Origin of the sequence: Ensifer sp. Root558, assembly GCF_001427045.1 — a bacterium.
GTDB lineage: Bacteria > Pseudomonadota > Alphaproteobacteria > Rhizobiales > Rhizobiaceae > Ensifer > Ensifer adhaerens.
In genome coordinates, this window is record NZ_LMGC01000020.1 from 1 (window position 1) to 19314 (window position 19314).

General features: G+C 57.4%; 16 protein-coding genes and 1 pseudogene. 10 read left to right on the forward strand and 7 right to left on the reverse strand.

Annotated elements, in window-relative coordinates; translation table 11 throughout:
• On the reverse strand, nucleotides 1–170 hold a 170-nt coding region (locus ASD63_RS35175; RefSeq protein WP_200949948.1), incomplete at its 3' end, for a ferrochelatase.
• A gap of 207 nt (nucleotides 171–377) precedes the next feature.
• Here ASD63_RS35175 and ASD63_RS19310 point away from each other — a divergent pair.
• The 5 genes from ASD63_RS19310 (at nucleotide 378) to ASD63_RS19330 (ending at nucleotide 6510) form a co-directional block, all read left to right on the forward strand.
• Nucleotides 378–1601, forward strand: a complete 1224-nt coding sequence (locus ASD63_RS19310; protein ID WP_034799993.1) for a putative DNA modification/repair radical SAM protein — start codon at nucleotides 378–380, stop codon at nucleotides 1599–1601.
• Entirely contained in the window at nucleotides 1598–3037 is a 1440-nt protein-coding gene (locus ASD63_RS19315; protein WP_034799994.1) for a UdgX family uracil-DNA binding protein, read from the forward strand. Before ASD63_RS19310 ends, ASD63_RS19315 begins: the two co-directional genes overlap by 4 nt.
• A gap of 263 nt (nucleotides 3038–3300) precedes the next feature.
• Complete coding sequence (locus ASD63_RS19320) at nucleotides 3301–4836, forward strand: cache domain-containing protein (RefSeq protein ID WP_162253356.1); 1536 nt, start codon at nucleotides 3301–3303, stop codon at nucleotides 4834–4836.
• Between the two features lie 155 nt (nucleotides 4837–4991).
• Nucleotides 4992–6098, forward strand: a complete 1107-nt coding sequence (locus ASD63_RS19325) for a PAS domain-containing protein (RefSeq protein WP_034799995.1) — start codon at nucleotides 4992–4994, stop codon at nucleotides 6096–6098.
• Nucleotides 6099–6111: 13 nt separating this feature from the next.
• Nucleotides 6112–6510: a response regulator gene (locus tag ASD63_RS19330; RefSeq protein WP_034799996.1), complete on the forward strand. Its 399-nt coding sequence runs from the start codon at nucleotides 6112–6114 to the stop codon at nucleotides 6508–6510.
• Between the two features lie 1441 nt (nucleotides 6511–7951).
• Here the strand turns inward: ASD63_RS19330 and ASD63_RS19335 are convergent.
• The 4 genes and pseudogenes from ASD63_RS19335 to ASD63_RS19350 form a co-directional block, all read right to left on the reverse strand.
• Nucleotides 7952–8254, reverse strand: a complete 303-nt coding sequence (locus ASD63_RS19335) for a DUF982 domain-containing protein (protein ID WP_034800027.1) — start codon at nucleotides 8252–8254, stop codon at nucleotides 7952–7954.
• Between the two features lie 109 nt (nucleotides 8255–8363).
• Nucleotides 8364–8603 (reverse strand): annotated as a pseudogene (locus ASD63_RS19340) (DUF982 domain-containing protein); the annotation flags it as partial.
• A 65-nt stretch (nucleotides 8604–8668) separates the two neighbouring features.
• Nucleotides 8669–9145 carry an Hsp20 family protein gene (locus ASD63_RS19345; RefSeq protein ID WP_060529769.1) on the reverse strand — a complete coding sequence of 159 codons (477 nt, stop codon included), beginning with the start codon at nucleotides 9143–9145 and terminating at the stop codon, nucleotides 8669–8671.
• A 204-nt stretch (nucleotides 9146–9349) separates the two neighbouring features.
• The gene (locus ASD63_RS19350) at nucleotides 9350–9622 is read right to left on the reverse strand and encodes an usg protein (RefSeq protein ID WP_034799997.1); all 273 of its coding nucleotides are present in this window, start codon (nucleotides 9620–9622) and stop codon (nucleotides 9350–9352) included.
• 278 nt (nucleotides 9623–9900) lie between these two features.
• Between ASD63_RS19350 and ASD63_RS19355 the strand changes: the two genes are divergently transcribed.
• The 3 genes from ASD63_RS19355 (at nucleotide 9901) to ASD63_RS19365 (ending at nucleotide 12309) form a co-directional block, all read left to right on the forward strand.
• On the forward strand, nucleotides 9901–10215 hold the full coding sequence (locus ASD63_RS19355; RefSeq protein ID WP_034799999.1) for a co-chaperone GroES: 315 nt from the start codon (nucleotides 9901–9903) through the stop codon (nucleotides 10213–10215).
• Nucleotides 10216–10268: 53 nt separating this feature from the next.
• Nucleotides 10269–11897, forward strand: a complete 1629-nt coding sequence (gene groL, locus ASD63_RS19360; RefSeq protein WP_034800000.1) for a chaperonin GroEL — start codon at nucleotides 10269–10271, stop codon at nucleotides 11895–11897.
• Between the two features lie 109 nt (nucleotides 11898–12006).
• Nucleotides 12007–12309, forward strand: a complete 303-nt coding sequence (locus ASD63_RS19365; protein WP_034800001.1) for a DUF982 domain-containing protein — start codon at nucleotides 12007–12009, stop codon at nucleotides 12307–12309.
• A gap of 201 nt (nucleotides 12310–12510) precedes the next feature.
• Here the strand turns inward: ASD63_RS19365 and catE are convergent, their stop codons facing one another.
• Together catE and ASD63_RS19375 are read right to left on the reverse strand one after the other, a co-directional pair.
• Nucleotides 12511–14658 (reverse strand): catalase C, encoded by a 2148-nt coding sequence (gene catE / locus ASD63_RS19370; protein ID WP_060529764.1) that lies wholly within the window; start codon nucleotides 14656–14658, stop codon nucleotides 12511–12513.
• 117 nt (nucleotides 14659–14775) lie between these two features.
• Nucleotides 14776–15285 carry a ferritin-like domain-containing protein gene (locus ASD63_RS19375; RefSeq protein ID WP_060529765.1) on the reverse strand — a complete coding sequence of 170 codons (510 nt, stop codon included), beginning with the start codon at nucleotides 15283–15285 and terminating at the stop codon, nucleotides 14776–14778.
• A 478-nt stretch (nucleotides 15286–15763) separates the two neighbouring features.
• On the opposite strand from ASD63_RS19375, the gene ASD63_RS19380 reads away from it, so the two are divergent.
• Together ASD63_RS19380 and glf are read left to right on the forward strand one after the other, a co-directional pair.
• A complete protein-coding gene (locus ASD63_RS19380; protein WP_177235784.1) occupies nucleotides 15764–16927 on the forward strand; it encodes a glycosyltransferase in 1164 nt (387 codons plus the stop codon).
• 39 nt (nucleotides 16928–16966) lie between these two features.
• Complete coding sequence (glf, locus tag ASD63_RS19385; RefSeq protein ID WP_060529771.1) at nucleotides 16967–19309, forward strand: UDP-galactopyranose mutase; 2343 nt, start codon at nucleotides 16967–16969, stop codon at nucleotides 19307–19309.
• Nucleotides 19310–19314: the final 5 nt, after the last annotated feature.

A 19314-nucleotide genomic window follows, 5' to 3' on the forward strand; every position in this document is an offset into this window, starting at 1 on the left:
CGCGACCACTCGATCACCCGGCGGTCGGTCAGAAACTCCTTCAGGTAGCGGCGCATCGAGGTGTAGTCGGTGCCATCAGGCGTGCCGAGATTGACCAGGAGAACTCCGATGTTGCCGCGTTTAATAGTGGGGTGGCCGGCAGTTTTTTTGAGCATCACATCCTTCTTCATTTATCAACTCAATTGAATACGGATGGAATGCGGGATGGATCAGCGGCGACTGAAAATTCTGAAGCGACCAGGGAAAGCGTTCTTGATTGAAAGCTGCGATACTGGAAGCGGAACACAGCGACCGTTCATCTTTCGACATTCGCCTGCGGCTCCCCGCGAAACCTTGACGAACATAACATGAACATCTAAAGTCGCGTCATGACACCTATGGCACTTGGAAAGAAGCTGGCGATCCTATCGGACGCAGCCAAGTACGACGCCTCATGCGCCTCGAGCGGTGGCGAGAAGCGAGATTCACGCAAAGGAGGAATAGGATCTTCCGGTGGGAGCGGTATTTGCCATGCCTACACGCCAGATGGGCGATGCATATCGCTTTTAAAGATCCTGATGACGAACTTCTGCATCTTCGACTGTGCCTATTGCATCAATCGCGTCAGTTCCAATGTCGAGCGCGCGCGGTTTAGCGTCGAAGAAGTGGTATCATTGACGCTCGAGTTTTACCGACGCAACTACATTGAAGGCTTGTTTCTCTCCTCAGGTATCATCCGCTCGCCTGACCAGACCATGGCCGATATGGTCCGCATTGCCCGAACGCTGAGAGAAGTCCACGGTTTTAAAGGCTACATTCACCTCAAGACCATCCCCGACGCACAGGCTGAGCTCATTCGTGAGGCCGGCCTTTGGGCCGACCGGTTGTCAATAAATGTCGAACTGCCAAGGGATTCGAGCGTAAGGAAGTTCGCGCCAGAGAAGCGGCCGGAAACCATTCGTGCCGCCATGGCACAGGTTCGGCTGGAAGGTGAAGCCGCGCAAGACAAGACCCACACCGGCCGCAAGCCGCAACGCTTTGCCCCTGCCGGCCAGAGCACGCAGATGATTGTCGGCGCTGACGGCGCCGACGATACCGCCATCCTGTCCTGCGCAACCCGGCTTTATAGCGGTTACAAGCTGCGGCGCGTTTACTATTCGGCGTTCTCACCGATCCCGGACGCTTCCTCTGCGCTTCCCCTGGTTCAGCCACCGCTTGTTCGGGAGCACCGGCTCTATCAGGCCGACTGGCTTCTGCGATTTTATGGCTTTACGACCGACGAGATCGCGACCGGCACGCAAGGAGGCTTTCTGGATCTGGAGCTCGATCCGAAGACGGCATGGGCGCTGCAGAACCGGCAATTCTTTCCGGTCGACGTCAACCTCGCCTCCCGCGATACGCTTCTGCGCGTGCCGGGATTTGGGACGCGCGTGGTCGACCGCATCATCACCGCGCGACGCAATCGCCGCCTCCGTGTCGAGGATCTCGCTCGAATGGGAGCGCTGACACGCAAGGCCCGCCCCTTCGTTGCCCTGCCCGGCTGGAGCCCCGGCGGTTTGACGGACAGCAGCGATCTGCGCGCGCGCCTGGCGCCCCCGCCAAAGCAACTTCAGCTTCTATGACTTACGGGGTCTCACTTCCGGACAAGGGAACTTTTGATGCCTGGCGAAATGCCGCCAGGCGCGCTATCAGCCACCGGATCGCCCCCGACCAAATTGACTGGAATAGCGCGGGCGGCCTATTCGACAGGGCCTTTCTCCCGGAGACTCCAGGCGAGCACGCAGCACGCGTTCCTCAAGCCTTCATGACTTTGGCGCAGTCCGTGATCTGGCATTCAGCACCAGAAGGCTTGGCGCTCCTTTATCGCGCGCTTTGGCGCCTCGACAGGCGCGAGGGCGAGCCGCTCTCGCCCGCCGATCCGCTCGGTCGCAAACTGTCGCTTATGCAGAAATCCGTCGCACGGGACATTCACAAGATGCATGCATTCGTTCGCTTCCGCGAAATCTCAGCAGAGGGACCGCGTCGACGCTTTGCTGCCTGGTTTGAGCCGACGCACAATACGCTGGAGCCGGGAAGCGCTTTCTTTGCCCGCCGGTTCGGCGACATGGATTGGATGATTGCGACGCCGCGCTTGACCGCCCTTTTTGTTGACGGCGCGTTGACCTTTGATCAGGGTGGCACGAAACCAGACCTGCCGGAGGATGCGGCCGAGAAACTTTGGGCAGCCTATTTCGTCAACATCTTCAATCCGGCCCGCATCAAGCTCGACGCCATGCAGTCGGAGATGCCGAAGAAATACTGGCACAACCTGCCGGAAACGCGCCTGATCCCCGAGATGCTCGCCGCAGCGGAAGCACGGGTGCAAAAGATGCACGAGGCGGGCATCTCCGCGCCGCGAACGGGCGCAGCCCCCGTGTCCGAGCGCTATCGGGCCTCAATGCCGCAGCCGCCCGAGCAAATTGACACCCTGGAGGAGGCATCGAAGGCCGCGGCACAATGTCGGCGTTGCGACCTTTGCGAATCCGCGACGCAGACCGTCTGGGGTGAAGGTGCCGCTGACGCGCAGCTCATGATCGTCGGCGAACAGCCTGGCGACCGGGAAGATATCGAGGGCCGCCCGTTTACGGGGCCGGCCGGGCAGTTGCTTCGGGCATTGCTTTCCGACGCCGGTATAGACGCAAGGACGCTGTGGCTGACGAACGCCGTCAAGCATTTCAAGTTCAGCCCACGTGGCAAGCGGCGCCTGCACCGCAATCCGGACCGCGGCGAAATTGCTCATTGTCGCTGGTGGCTGGGACTGGAACTGACCCTTGTCAAACCGAAGTTGACGGTGGCGCTTGGCGCCTCCGCGGCCTTCGCCCTCACAGGCGACAACCGTCCAATGGCGGAGCGGCGGGGGGAGATTGAAACCGGTCTTCACGGCGGCCCCGTCCTCGTGACATGGCATCCTTCCTATATCCTGCGTGCAGGCGACCCAGCAGCCGCCACGATCGCCCGAGATGATTTGGCGCGAGACCTGGCTAAGGCCATGGCAGTTATCTATGAAAGAGGAGTGTAGCAACTCAACCAGAGCCCGTACGGAGTTACCGAATATGCATCCTCCGGCCGTACGAGGGAATGGCGAGAGTGAAAGAGAGGCACCTACTGCTTGGTCGCTTGGCGCTTCCCAGCATACCCTACTCTTGAGGATCTATCGGCCGGAGCTTCCATGATGCCCAGGTGCTTGGTAACCAGGACTGAAAGGCGTCCGATCGAGGGGTGGAGTTTCTTGCATTGGATTAGAAGCCTTCTAATATGTACTCAGGTTTTAGGGACTGGGGCATGGTGAGAAGTCTGACGGTTACGGTGTCCAGAGCCGCGACGTTCGTCATTGCGGCAATGTTCGCGGCGCTTGTCGTGCTACTGAGCCTGTGGTTATACGAAAGCTATCATGCCGCAATACGGCGGACCGAAGAGCGCGCAATTGCCGCCTCGAAAATCGTATCCACGAACGCCTCATGGATAAACGCGCTCTCGGCACAGACACTTCAACGAATTGATGACGCTCTTGGACCGACGCTGGGCATTGCCACGGATGAAGTCAAGAACATCAACGAGGCGGTTTCTAATCTTCCGGGTCAGGTTCAGGCCTACGTCGTCGACCGGAATGGCCGGACACTTCTGTCCACCGATCCCGATATAAAGCCCATCGACATAAGGGACCGCGAATACTTCGCCGCCGTCGAAAAGGGAGCGAAAACTTTCGTTTCCGGTCTCCTGGTCAGCAGACTCAACAATCAGCAGATATTCGTGTTCAGCCGGCGCCTGGAACGGAACGGCGTGTTCGTCGGCGCTGCAATGGTGTCGTTCCAAGGGAGCGACCTGCTGAGGGATGTTTGGGAGGCCGTCTCTCTCGGCACGAATTCGACTATCAGCATGATCCGCAAGGACGGAGAACTCGTCGCACGCTACCCCGCCCCCGACGGTCCGTTGAACATGAGCAAGTACGTATTGTTTACAGACTATCTTCTCTCCTCGCCCAACGGGACTTACGAGGCAATATCTCCAGCGGACGGCGAGCACCGTATGGTCGCCTATCGGGTTGTTGAGGGAACGGACATCGTTGCGCTCGCGTCGGCTGACTACCGTGTCGGGCTGGTCCCCTTCCGCAATGACGTCTTCATCGCGATCGCCGTTATGGCACTTGCTGCCGCTTCATCGCTTGCCGCAGGAGGATGGGTCAGGCACCTCGTTAAGCGCGATGTGAAGAAATCCGCCCAACTTGAGGCCGCACTTGAGGACAATCGCCTTCTGCTGCGCGAAATCCATCATCGGGTCAAAAACAACTTTCAGGCTGTGCAGGGCGTCATCCGCATGCAGCTACTGCCGCCCGAGGCACAGAAGTCGCTCTTTGACCGGATCGACGCCATGATCGCGGTCCATGAGCAAATATATGATCGCGACCAGTTCAACGCCCTGTCCGCCCGTGATCTTATCCCGTCGATCGTGGACAAACTCGTCAGCGCCTATTCTGACAACGTATCCGTACGGTACGATATCGGTGCGTTTGACCTGAGACCCGAACAGGCCACGGCCGTCGCGCTCCTGGTGAACGAGGTCGTGACAAACAGTCTTAAATACGCGTTTCCGGACGGCCGCCCAGGGAAGCTCGAAATAGCGTTCAACAAAGTGTCTTCGCGCCGCTCCCTGCTTACCATCTGCGACAACGGCGTGGGCTTCGACACATCGACTGTGCGCAAAGGCATGGGCAGCCGTATCATTCGCGGGGTCGTAAGTCAGTTGCGCGGTTCATTCGAATACAAGTCAACAGAAGGCACGCACTTTATCGCGCAAGTCGAGCTCGGTCTAACAGACTGAGGAGCAACCTCGTTAAGACTGTTTGCGTGACCTCATAAGATGCCGTGTGCGCCCCCATTTCGGAAAACCTTGAAAACACAAAACGCGCGGATAGATACCTATCATCTGCAATCCGTTGTTTGGGGGGCCCGCAACAGCCGACCTGGATGAGCAAAATGGCCGACGAAAACCACCTTCGTGACGCCCGTGATGCGGGCGACCGCCTCTTAGCTTCACACCCATCTGAAGATCCATTCGCGGCTGCGTTCAAGGCCACACGCATGCCGATGCTAATTACCGATCCAAGGCAGGACGATAATCCCATCATCTTTGCAAACCGAGCCTTCACCGAGTTGACGGGCTACAGTCAGAATGAGTTGGTCGGCCGGAACTGTCGCATTCTCCAAGGGCCGGACACGGACAAAGCGGCGATCGCTAAGATCAGGGATGCCATTTCAGAAGCGCGCGATGTCTCGGTCGACATCCTCAATTACCGTAAGGACGGTGGCAGCTTCTGGAACGCGCTGTTTGTCAGCCCCGTCCGCGATCAGGCCGGCGCAGTGATCTACTTCTTCGCGTCACAACTCGACTTCACGAGCACCAAAAGCAAAGAAGCCGAGCTGGCCAAGGCGCGCCAGCTTGCGGAAGAGGAAGTCTCAAGTCGCACTGCGGAGCTCATGGAAGCGCTGCGCGTGAAAACTGCCCTTGTCCACGAGGTCGATCACAGGGTTAAAAACAACCTTCTGACAATCGCCTCGATCATCAGATTGCAAATGCGGATGACCAGCAACGCTACGGTCGCACAGACACTTAAATCAATACTCGACCGCGTCGAGGCTCTGAGTGCCGCGCAAAGGAAGCTTCTCAATGATAACCGCGTTGGTCAGTTCGATGTGGCCGATTTCGGTCGAGACCTGATTACCGAAATCGTGGGTTCTCTGAAAAGGCCAGACATCATCTTAACTACGGACCTTCATTCTGTGACAGTCTCGGCGTCGAAAGCTTCGGCCCTCGCCCTTATCGTTAACGAACTCGTTGGTGATGCAGTCAGACGCGGCCTCAGTGATGGCGGGGGCGAAATACACCTCGAAATCCGAAGGCTCAACGGACACTTGCTCATACGAGTCCTGGACACGGTTACACCCGTCGAGGTCGATAAAGAACAAGAGTCCTTCAGCCGCGCCATGCTTGACGCCTCGATCAGGCAGCTAAGGGCAACCAGCGAGCGAGAGGTTTCCGGTCACCGCACGGAAGTTCGTGTAACGCTGCCGGTAGGAGATTAGGAAGGGCCGATATTTGCGAACCCTTATTGTCGAAGACGAAATGCTCCTGGCCCTGCAACTTGAACATGAGGTCGAGTCCAGCGGTTACAGGGTTATAGGCCTGGCAAGCGATGAAAGCGAAGCGATTGCGCTCGTCGAGCGAGAACAACCAGAGTTCGCTTTCGTCGATATCCACCTGCGCGATGGTCCGACTGGTATTGATATCGGTCGATACTTGGCCTCGAGGGGCATCCCCTTCGTTTTTGTCTCAGGCAACCTTAAACGAATTCCGGCGGACTTCGCGGGTGCACTCGGCGCTATCGAGAAACCTTACTCGGCCAACGGCCTACAAAACGCTCTGTTGTATCTCCGGGCGGTGTTATCTGGAGAGGATCTGCCACCACCTCCCTCAAGCCTGACAATCTTTCAATAAAGCATCTCCGGAGTAGCGCCGGCGCCGTCGATTATCTCACACCACTTGCTCTGATCGCATGCCTGTGCCCATCTCAAGTGCCGAGCAGCTGGTGTGTTTCGGCGACAGCGCCGCTCGCCCGCTCAGACCCTTACTGCACCGCCGGAACGTTCTGCCGGCCGAACTGGCTCTTATGCAGTCTTATCCGAGCCGCGGAACGCGGGCCTGCGCTTCGCTTGGACGCAGTCTGGTACGAGCCGCAAACGTCAGGCCAGCTTGAACGCGCCACTCGCCCCGCAGATGCTTACGGGGCGAGACATTCCTCGCATATGCCACAACCATCGACGTCCATACGTGAGGCTGGGAACTGCTTTTGACAACACTGACACGTCAAAGTGCTCCGCGCGTCCCGCTTTACGGGCGCAGGCGGGATGATTTCGATCACGCGATCGGTAGGGAGTTTTCGTGCCATCTGGTCCATCTCGAGGCTCCATGTCGAGGGTGGAATCTGAGATAGGAAGTGCTGAGGCTTGTACAAGATAATGCTCTCAAAGAGTCTTCGCTGACGCTTTCATCGGTCGTCCCTCGTTGAAAGGCCGATGGCTTCGACAACCAATCGCTTGTCTAACACCCGGCCGCTTCCGTTGCTCGGTCCGTCGAACCATCCATCGCGGCAGATTCAGCATGGTTCATTTCATCAAATGTCACGCGGTCAGATCAATTGAGCGAGTACATTTTGGACGGCCACACAGCTGGTCACGGAAGCGAGCCCGGGAGGTATACAGATCCTCTCTGGGGCGTGACGTCTTGTTCCCCATCGCAAGCACCACGTCCGGATGATTACCGTATTGCAGTTCAGCGACGAGGACCTTCTGATGTGCCCACAACTCCCGCATCTCGTGGACGTCGGTCGACGTTCCGAGCCACTCGACGATCCAGCCAGTTTCATTTCGAACCGGCGCGGCTCGGGAACCAGCGGTACTCGTCGAACCGTGCACGACAGATGGGTGGCTCAAACTCAAGAGGTCCCTTGCTTGGGACTGACCTATCGATCAAGCAGAGCCGTCAATCGATGTGAGACGGGTGCAGCCCCCCACTCTCGCCGGCCCTCTCTGCTCGAACGACCTGTCGCTTGCTGAGGGCTGGAACCAGTTATTCCCCAACGCGGTTTGACAAGCGGCGACGGATACAGCTCTGCTCTGCAACCGAAGTCGCCCCGTCCAGCTGCTGTAGGGGCGAGGTAAGGAATCGTGCAGAGGTGCCCAAAAGCCACTCCGCTCGTACGAGGGTTCTGACTGGTTTCTACGGAGGTTGATTTCTCGTCTCCTACCCGGTCGCGTCGGCGACCGGGTCGATGACCCTCGTCTCTCACATGCCACTCCTGCGGCTAAAGCAGTCTGGCGCACGAGCGGCCTCGAGAAGTGGGGAGTCGGGCGCTTCGGGTTGCCCGGATTATCACATTCTAAATTGGGGAATGGTGGCCACCAGCATCGGGTTTGGCGCCGAACGGCCGCTCGGCATCTGTCGACATTCCAGCGTCTCGGCAGGCCTCAACGAACGCTTCGCGGGCGATGGCAACCGGCGTCATTCGGTTAAGCGCCCGACGACATGTTTGAACCGCCCTATTGTGCTTGCGGCCTCTATAAATAGTCCATTCGCCTTCCAGGAAATCGAGAACGTCGTTGACAGACGCAAATACCTGCCGCGTGCCGTCCTTCATCTGAACCGAGATGGGTGCCATGAGCAGTAGTTCGGGATTAAGCATGGTGATCTCCCTTCGCCTTGATGCCATACAAAGACTTTTCAACGGCCGCGCCAGGCACGGTGCCGATCTCAAAAGCCGGCGGCGCAGATGGGATGCTCGCATCCATCGCTGGCGCTAGAAGATGGTGCCTTTCGGCGAAGGCGACGAAAAGGCCGCGCACAGTCTCTGCTTCAACCTCTCCCCGTAATGCAGCCAGACAGGCCTTGATCGCCACCGAATGCACCGCATCCCCCGACGGGGCTGGCCAATCGACGAGGAGACGATAAGCGTCCATCACGGAGCGGATTTCACCGGGGAAACCAAGGCCAACAAGGATGCTAACAGGCCGCTCGAACATATCGGGTTTCATCGTGCTCTCCTTTCCAACCCGGAATGCCGATGGGCGCCTTGAAACCGGCGCCCAATTTACGTCAGCTACGCGGCATTCGATGCTTCGATTTGCATCTGAGCTTTTGACCGCTCAACCGCCGCAGCTGTTTCGATCGCGATTTTGCGTGGCTTCATCTCCTCCGGGATTTCCCGCACGAGATCGATCTCTAGAAGGCCGTTGTTCAGATCCGCGCCCATCACTCGGACGTGGTCGGCAAGCTCGAACCGATGCTCGAACGGTCGGCCGGCGATCCCGCGATGCAGATAGGCTTCGGAAGAGGTCTCCTGCTTCTTGCCGACGACCGTCAAAAGATTGGTTTGAAACGTGATATCGAGATCGTCGCGAGTAAAGCCGGCCACCGCAATCGAGATCCGGTAGCTATCGTCACCGGTCTTGGCAATGTCGTAGGGAGGCCAATCACTGATCGAACGAGCGCGCTGCGCGTTTTCGAGCAAATGGAAGAGCCGGTCGAACCCGACAGTCGAACGGAACAGTGGTGCGTAGTCGTAAGTTGTTGCCATAACCATATCCTCCTTGAGCAACATGGGTACGGAAGCGCCGAAAGACGACGCTTCCAGCAAGGCCAGCCCTACACGAGCGGCTGGCGGCAAGCGATTTGGTTAGGATGGGCCGCAGTTTCAAGGGCCCATAACAAAAAAAATCGCGTGCGCATTTCGACGTTTTTAAACGACTGCATCTGCAGACTCAAAACCCCAACAGAGGGCTCAGTTCAGTCGGAACTCGCCATCCACGCGTCGCCATTCATTCGGGCCGATCAGATGGTGATGCGTATAGCGAACGGAATGCAGCGGACCGTCAAGATTGGCTTGCCAGAAATCGAGGAATTTCTGCATCTCAGGAAACTCGGGAGCAAGATCGTAATCCTGCCAGATATAGGTCTGCAGAACGGATTCGAAATCGGGAATGCGGTAAAGGATATGCGCGGTGGTCAGTCCGTAGCCGTTTATTTGACGCTCGAAATCCGATGAATATCGCATGTTTCATCTCCGTTGCCTCAACAAGCGCCAAGGTGGCGCAATTGTTCGCGGTCATCAACGAAATTCTAAACGGCAAGGAGGCTTTGTTGTTCCTTTACAGCATGTTAGCAGCCGCACGATGCGAGTGCTGATTTTTTTGATTTCACCCCTTGAATTCGAAAAATTGTGAAACCAGATGATTTGCGCAAGACGCTCATTCGAGGTTTTGCACCCGTCTGGACTGTCCGGTCCGGTGATGGGGGAACAACGTCAATAGTGTTTGTCCATTGGAGGAAAACATGTCTTTCCGACCGCTGCATGATCGCATTCTCGTCCGCCGGGTTGACTCAGAAGAGAAAACCAGGGGCGGCATCATCATTCCTGATACGGCAAAGGAGAAACCCCAGGAGGGAGAAGTCGTTTCCGTCGGACCTGGCGCACGCAATGAAGCGGGCCAAGTCCAGGCGCTCGACGTCAAAGCAGGCGACCGTATTCTGTTCGGCAAGTGGTCAGGAACCGAGATCAAGATCAATGGGGAAGACCTGCTGATCATGAAAGAAAGCGACGTCCTGGGTGTCCTCGAGGCCCAAGTCGAGCGCAAGCAGGCAGCTTAAGCCCACACCATAAATCCATCAGTCAACTAGCTGCCTATTGAGGAGTTAAGGAAATGGCTGCGAAAGAAGTCAAGTTTCATACCGATGCCCGTGAACGCATGCTGCGTGGGGTCGATGTTCTTGCCAATGCCGTCAAGGTGACGCTCGGCCCAAAGGGGCGCAATGTCGTTATCGACAAGTCTTTTGGCGCCCCTCGCATCACCAAGGACGGTGTCTCGGTCGCCAAGGAAATCGAGCTGGAAGACAAGTTCGAGAATATGGGCGCGCAGATGCTGCGCGAAGTCGCCTCCAAAACCAACGATCTCGCCGGTGACGGGACGACTACGGCCACTGTGCTTGCGCAAGCGATCGTCAAGGAAGGCGCGAAGGCCGTTGCTTCGGGCATGAATCCTATGGATCTGAAGCGGGGCATCGACCTTGCGGTTGACGCGATAGTGAGGGAACTCAAGACAAACGCCCGCAAGATCTCCAATAATTCGGAGATCGCCCAGGTCGGCACCATCTCGGCCAACGGCGACGAGGAGATCGGCCGCTACCTGGCTGAGGCGATGCAGAAGGTGGGCAATGAAGGTGTCATCACCGTCGAGGAGGCCAAGACTGCAGAGACTGAACTCGAAGTCGTTGAGGGCATGCAGTTCGACCGCGGCTATCTCAGCCCGTATTTCGTAACCAATGCGGACAAGATGCGGACCGAGTTTGACGATCCCTACATCCTGATCCACGAAAAGAAGCTTTCCAACCTTCAGGCCATGCTGCCCGTTCTCGAAGCGGTGGTGCAATCCAGCAAGCCGCTGCTCATCATCGCTGAAGATGTGGAGGGCGAAGCGCTAGCGACGCTGGTCGTCAACAAGTTGCGCGGCGGCTTGAAGATTGCAGCGGTCAAAGCTCCGGGCTTCGGCGATCGCCGCAAAGCCATGCTTGAAGATATCGCCGTTCTCACCGGCGGCACGGTTGTCTCCGACGACGTCGGTATCAAGCTTGAGAACGTCACCCTCGACATGCTCGGTCGGGCAAAGAAAGTTGCGATCGAGAAGGAGAACACAACGATCATCGACGGCGTTGGCGCCAAAGCTGATATCGACGGCCGTGTCGCACAGATCCGCGCCCAGATCGAAGAAACCACGTCCGACTACGATCGCGAGAAGCTCCAGGAGCGTCTGGCCAAACTCGCCGGCGGTGTTGCTGTCATTCGAGTGGGCGGGTCGACTGAGGTAGAGGTGAAGGAAAAGAAAGACCGCGTCGACGATGCGCTGCATGCCACCCGAGCGGCCGTTGAGGAAGGTATTCTTCCGGGCGGCGGTGTCGCGTTGCTGAGGGCCGTCAAGGCGCTCGACGATCTGCCTTCGGCCAATCGAGACCAAAAGGTTGGGATCGAGATCGTTCGGCGTGCGGTCGAGGCCCCGGTTCGCCAGATCGCTGAGAATGCTGGCGCAGAAGGCTCAATCATCGTCGGCAAGCTGCGCGAGAAGACGGACTTCTCCTACGGCTGGAACGCCCAGACCGGAGAATACGGTGATCTTTACACCCAGGGCGTGATCGACCCGGCCAAGGTCGTGCGCACAGCGCTCCAGGATGCTGCCTCGGTCGCTGGCCTCCTGGTAACTACCGAGGCGATGATTGCAGAAAAGCCGAAGAAGGACGCCGCGCCAGCACTACCGGCCGGCCCTGGCATGGACTTCTAAAGCGATGGTTCAGGCCCGTTCTCACGGGAGCGGGCCTGACGACTCCACCGATCGGCCCCGCCGGCTGGTCCACAGGTTGGTGGTGCCGCAGCTATTAAGTGAGGTAGAAATGCAAATGAAGATGTTTGACCGGCCACTTTACCTGCGTGAAAGGAAGGATCTGATCCTCGAAATCACAAACCTAGACGATGCGATCGATTTCCTTGAGGAGTGGTCCAAAGGAGACCGTGACATCATTCACGACGCAACCCTGAAGACGTGCTACCTCGCCCACGACGGACATAAGCCCCTTCAGGTGGCGCGAGACGCACTGCGCGCCTTCGCGAAGAAGAAGGGTATACTCGTGAAAACTCCCGCGGTTGCGCCGTGGATGATCAAAGCAAAGTCCGGCGGCGGGCGACTCTCGCCTTAAACCAACCTTCCCGCGAGAGGCTGCGAGGCCCGCTGGCGTCTAGCACGGACGCTTTTTCCCGAATTAAGGATATGGCCGTCGGACGGTTCGCTGTCCGGCGGCGGAGGAAGCGTCAGGCTGAACGGGTAACCTGCCGGCTTCGGGGTGGAGAGCAGATGGTTTGCCCGGGTCCCTTGTTTGGCGCGCGGGATCTCAGCGAGCCTAGTCTAGAGGCGACGACGCTTTACCCAGCTTCACCGACGGTTCTCGGGCCCAGACGCGCAGCTTGCCGAGCGTCGAGACGAAATCGGATATTCCCTTTTCGCCTGGAAGCTCGATTGTACCCTCATCGAGGCCATCGGCGATCCCGGCTTTTTCGATCAACGGCATCGCCGAGGGGTCGTAGCCGATGAACTTGCAATGCTGGAAGGCGTCCGCCACGAAATCGCGGGCGGTGGCTTCCTTTACGAGGTCGTCGATGGCGTCAGCCGAAGTCAGCAGGACGACGGCGTCAAACAGCACGGAGGGACCGCCATCGATCATGTGATGTGCTTCTATCCAGGTCCCGTCCGAGGCCGTAGCGCCCCCGACCTTCGGAGCGACAAGTTCGCAGGCCCCCTTTTCCTTGGCGACCGCCGCCGTCAGGCCGTTTAACAACGCTGCATCCAGACCGTCGGTGATCAGGATGCCGAGCTTGCGGCCCTCGAAGCGTTTCGGTCCGCGTTCCACGATGCTGAGCGCTGGGGACGGTTCAAGATCCTGCCGGGTTGGCATGGCCGCATCAGCCGGGCTTGGCATCGAATGGAAGCCGAGCTTCTGGGCAACGGCGGTTGCTAGCGTTTCGTCGATATTGAGGAGATGGGACACCATCCGTTCGCGGATAGCCGGCGTTTCGACCTTGCTCAGCTCGAATGTCAGCGCGGCCGCTATGTGGCGTTGCTCGGGAGCGGTCTGGCTGATGTAGAATTGGCGAGCCTGGCTGTAGTGGTCGGCAAAGCTCTCCGGCCGTAGCCGCGCCTTCGTCCCTGTCTCTTCGGCGGGGAAATGCCGGTAGCCGCTCATCGGCGATTCCCGTGGCCCCTCCGCAAAGGAGTTCGGCTGGTAGTTCACTCTACCGATCGGATTGCGCATAGCCATGTGGCCATCCTGCTGGAAATGCGCGAAGGGACACTTCGGCGCATTAATCGGAAGATGGGTAAAATTGGGACTGCCGAGACGTTTCAGCTGCGTATCGAGATAGGAGAAGTTACGCCCCTGTAGGAGAGGATCGTTACTGAAATCGATGCCAGGCGGAACGTTCTGCGTCATGAATGCTACCTGCTCGGTCTCGGCAAAGAAGTTGTCCGGCATGCGATCAAGGACGAGCCGTCCAATCGGCTGGGGCGCCAGGACCTCCTCGGGAATGATTTTCGTCGGATCAAGCACGTCGAAATCAAAGCTATCTGCAAATTCCTGATCGAAAAGCTGAACCTGCAATTCCCATTCCGGGAAATTGCCCGACTGTATTGCCTGCCAAAGATCGCGGCGGTGAAAATCCGGGTCGGCGCCATTGATCTTCACCGCCTCGTTCCAGGCTACCGACTGGAGGCCCAGCTTCGGCTTCCAGTGAAACTTAACGAAGGTCGACTCGTCCTTTGCATTGACGAGGCGGAAGGTGTGAACGCCAAACCCTTCCATGAACCGGAACGAGCGGGGGATCGCGCGATCCGACATCACCCACATGATCATGTGCATGCTTTCCGGCGTGAGGCTGATGAAGTCCCAGAATGTATCGTGGGCAGATTGCGCCTGGGGAAAGGCGCGGTCCGGCTCCGGCTTCACCGCGTGAATAATATCGGGAAACTTGATTGCATCCTGGATGAAGAAGACAGGAATGTTATTGCCTACCAGGTCCCAGTTGCCCTCCTTGGTGTAGATTTTTACCGCGAAACCGCGGACGTCGCGGGCAAGATCAAACGACCCCTTGCTGCCGGCAACTGTGGAAAAGCGGACGAACGCCGGTGTCTTCTCACCTGCTCGCTGAAAAACATCAGCCCGGGTATAGGCGGCGAGCGACTCGTAGGTTTCGAAATAGCCGTGCGCTCCATAGCCTCGAGCGTGGACTACCCGCTCGGGGATGCGCTCATGGTCAAAGTGGAAAATCTTTTCACGGAAATGAAAGTCGTCAATCACAAGCGGACCGCGTGGCCCAACGCGCAGGGAGTTTTGGTCGTCGGCAACGGGGCCGCCCTGAGCGGTGGTCAGGACGGGCGTATCGTCTTCCGCGATCTGGTGAAGCTCGCCTCCTTCCCCGCGGCGCACCTTTTGATCATGGATCGTCACAGTTTCCCGCTGCTTCAAGGTCGACTTTTCTTGAGATTTCTTGGCCATGGGGCGAACTCCGTTGTTTCGAATTGATTGGCCGGGGGACTACGCGGAGAGTGCGCACTTGCCTGTGCCGGAATGAAAAAGCCGCCGTTCACGGCGGCTTCTCCATGTCGAGTTGGACTACTCGGCGGCCTGCTTGGAAGCCTTTAAGTTTGCCGCAGCTTCGCCCAGTGCCGTCAGCTTTTGATCGGTGGCGATCTCCTCCTGGAGATTGGCGTCGAGCAGTGGAACGGCTTTATCGAGACCAAGCTGGGCGGCCCACGATTTGAGCGTCCCATAGCGGGCAATTTCATAGTGTTCGACCGCCTGGGCCGACGAGATGAGGCCGGCATCGAGGGCGGGACTGTCACGGTACTCTTCCATGATTTCTTCGCCTTCGGCGAGGATGCCTTGGATGGCTTCACATGTCTTACCCCGCAGAGGTTTTCCGATAATCTCAAAAACCTGCCCCAGCCGCTCGATTTGACCTTCGGTCTCGTCCCGGTGCTTGAGGAAGCCAGCTTTGCCTTCTTCAGACCGCGCAGCGCGTGCCATCTTTGGGAGCGCCTTGAGGATTTGCTTTTCCGCGAAATAGATGTCCATGAGGGTATCGTGGAAGAGATCGCTCAGGACTTTCGTCTTGGTAGCCATTTGGTGGCCTTTCTCTCATTTCGAGTTGAACTACATCAGTTCACTCTTTGAACAGTTCACAGGTGAGGGTCACCAAGTCATCAATCCGCATGACCTCAGACCACACCAAACGTTGTGGCGCCCGCTATGTTCCGGTTTCTGTGAAAAGGAGCGTCGAAAACTCGCAGTGCCACAGATCGGCGACGCAGTGAACTCATTCTTTCTTTCTGCAAGATGCCTTTTTCTTCTGACGATCCCGTGTTCAGGGACGTTTGAAGTTCGGCTTTCGTGAGCAGAATCGGCGCCACCAATTGGAACTCGATTGACACCGGTGGTCCCGAATAGACGGGTTGGGAAATTTAAGTTGGCCAAAACTGGAACAAACAGTGTGCTCGGCGGTTCCAAGCCGAGACTATTAGATTCCTGACAAATACAACTCCGTTTCCCCAAACGCGGTGGTCGTCAAGACGTTCGCGACTGTAGATGTGCGAAGTGAGTAATGCGAAAGATTGTCGTCATCAGTGATTTCCAGGACGGCTGGCCACCGGTTTCAACAGTCCCGACTAAGTCAGAGCGCTTGGCGGCCTGGGCATCGACTTTCGCGGATGATTTGGCTGCTCGGCCAACCGCAGAAGACAATGTCGAGGTAAAGGGTAGCTATCTCGAACGAATGCCAATTGCCTGCGTAGCCGATGGCCTAGTCGATCGGGCGGAGATCTGGAGCCATTGGCTGGCCAGCGGCCCCCCACCAACGGTAAGAGAAAGTTCCTTCCTGACACGGCGCTCGTTCCACCTCGACGCTAACACCCCTCCGTTTTCGTCGGACGACATGCTTGCTCATATCGAGATCTATGGCGCTCCGGATATTCTCTGTGTCTGGGGCCTAGGGGTCGATGAGGAAATCCTGCAGGCTTGTCGACACAGCTTCAAGATCTATAACTCGATCGACGCGCCGGCGTTGCGGGTCCCTTTCGCCACCAGCCGCCACTTCGATCTGATCCTGACCGGATCAGAAGAGCAGAGCCGCGAGGTCGAGGCGTGTCACCCGGGCAAACGCACCGCGGTCCTTCCGATCGGTCCGGAATTTGCAGCACCGTCGATGTTCTACCCAATCGAGGGGGCCAAGCCTTACGACATAATTTATGTAGCCGCCGCGCAAGCCTATAAGCGTCACGATGTCCTGTTTCACGCGCTCGCCAAGATGCCGAAGTCCGTGCGCGCACTTTGCGTTTTCGGCTACGGCGATCGATCGGATCAGTTGCGTCAACACGCGGCGGAATTGCAGATTGATGTCGACTTTGTCGGACCTCCAGGCGTCTCCTTCGCGGAGGTCAACAGGTTGATGAATCTCGCTCGCATGGGCGTGGTGTGCGGGGTCGATGACGGGGCCCCGGCGGTCCTCACCGAATACATGCTCGCAGGTTTGCCTGTACTTGCCAACGCCGAACTGCGATGCGGCCAGCAATACATAACCCCGCAGACCGGCGCGACCGCAACGTCGGACGAGTTTCATATTGCTATTGCCCAGATGTTGTCGCGGCTTACCGACTTTAGACCGCGCGACGCAGTCCTCCGATCTTGGACTTGGCCACACTCCATCAAGAAACTTCGCCAGCTCATTCGAGCCGAACAGTCAGCAAACAAGGAGGCGCGCGTCAATTGAAGTTGTTCGGGCCTACGAACATCTCAGCGCGGAATGAGTATGGATGTTCTAACCGCAGATCCGAAGAAAAAAGAGAGTTCTTCTAATGCTCGCGCGCCGGTGATTTGTTTTTCACACCTGCGGTGGGATTATGTCGTGCAGCGGCCACAACACCTCATGAAGCGGTTTGCTCGCGACCGACACGTCTACTTCTTTGAAGAGTTTATTCCGACAGACCACCATCTGGCCTATCTGGAAATCCATCCTTTCGCGGGCACGACCGTAAAATCCGTTAGGCCCCGAATTCCCAGGGAATGGACCGAGGCACAACGAAACACGGGTTTGGCCGGATTGCTCGACGAGCTTCTGGACCTTGTTGGTCATCCCAAGCCAGTCCTGTGGTTCTACACACCAATGATGTTTCCATTTGCCCGGCATGTCGATGCGGCCGCAATTGTTTATGATTGCATGGACGAACTTGCCAACTTCAGATTCGCGCCGGCAAATATGGTGAAACTGGAGCGTGAGCTGATGCATCGGGCTGACGTGGTCTTCACAGGTGGCCATAGCCTCTACGACGCCAAGCGCCTCCTGCATGACAACATTCATCCCTTTCCCTCCAGCGTGGATGTGGGGCACTTTCGGTCGGCACGAACGGTGCCGATCAGCCCACCGGACCAAGCGGATCTTGCTGGCCCTGTCCTCGGTTTTTGCGGAGTCATCGATGAGCGTCTTGATCTGGAACTGATAAGCGTCTTGGCGGCACGACGGCCGTCCTGGTCAATCGTTCTCATTGGTCCGGTGGCCAAGATCAGGGAGGAGGATCTTCCTCGCGCACCCAACATCCACTACCTCGGCCAGAAGGACTACAAGGTCCTGCCTGCCTATTTCTCTGGGTGGAACGTGGCTCTAATGCCGTTTGCCATGAATGAGGCCACCCGGTTTATCAGCCCGACAAAGACCCCGGAATACCTGGCAGCCGGGCTTGCCGTGGTCACTACGCCGGTTGTCGACGTCGTGCGTCAATACAAAGACATCAGCGGGGTCTTCTTTGCATCCGATGCGAGCGAATTCGTTGAGGCATGCGAAGCCGCAATGAAATTAAAGCCCCGGTCAGGAAAATGGCTGAAAGGCGTCGATGAATTTCTATCGACGGTCTCATGGGATGAGACTCACCGGAAAATGGACGGATTGGTGCAGGAAGCGGCTGAAACAAACCTGCGCTCGATATCGCCCATTTCGCGAAAACCGGCAAAAATGAGATCTAGGCGCCGTGCTTATGATTTTTTGATTGTCGGCGCCGGTTTTGCTGGGGCAGTTCTTGCCGAGAGGCTGGCAAACAAAGGCAAGCACAATGTGCTCGTCTGCGATCGGCGATCCCACATCGCAGGCAATGCGTACGATTTCTACAACGAACATGGCGTTCTTGTTCACAAATATGGCCCGCACATCTTCCACACCAACAGCGAAATGATCTTCGACTATCTTTCGCGCTTTACCGCGTGGAGGCCATACGAACATCGCGTGCTTGCTGATGTAGAGGGCAAGCTCTTGCCGATACCGATCAATCGCACAACCCTCAATGGGCTGTACGGACTTGATTTGAAGGACGACGACGCGGCTGCCCAGTACCTCGCCTCCAAGGCGGAGCCGATGGACCGGGTGCGCACTTCGAAGGACGTCGTTATCGCGCAGGTCGGATTGGATTTGTACCGGACATTTTTCGAGGGCTATACGCGCAAGCAATGGGGACTGGATCCTTCTCAACTCGACAAGGCAGTTACCGCCCGCATTCCTACTCGCACGAACACCGACGATCGCTACTTCCAGGACACCTTCCAGGCGATGCCAAAGGAGGGCTACACGAAGATGTTTGAGAATATGCTGGATAGCGATCGCATCGATATTCGGCTCAACACCGACTTTAGAGATGTCCGGGATGAGTTCCCCGGCACGCATATCATCTTCACCGGACCGATCGACGAGTTCTTCAACTATCAGTATGGTCGGCTTCCTTACCGGTGCCTGCGGTTCGAACACACGACCTACGACCGGCGGCGAATTTTGCCCGTCGGGGTCGTGAATTTTCCCTCTGAAGAGATTCCTTACACGAGAGTGACCGAATTCAAGCACATCACCGGGCAAGTCCATCCCAAGACGAGTGTGTGTCACGAGTACGCGTGTTCAGCCGGAGACCCTTACTATCCGATCCCAAGGCCCGAAAATCAGGAGCTCTACAACCAGTACGCGCTTCTTGCACGCTCGCGCAGCGATGTGACCTTCGTCGGACGACTGGCGAGCTACCGCTACTACAACATGGACCAGGTTGTGGGTCAGGCACTTTCGACTTTCAAGCGATTTGCGGCCAGGGACACGGCGGACCATAGCTTGGGTGTTCGATGAGCCCT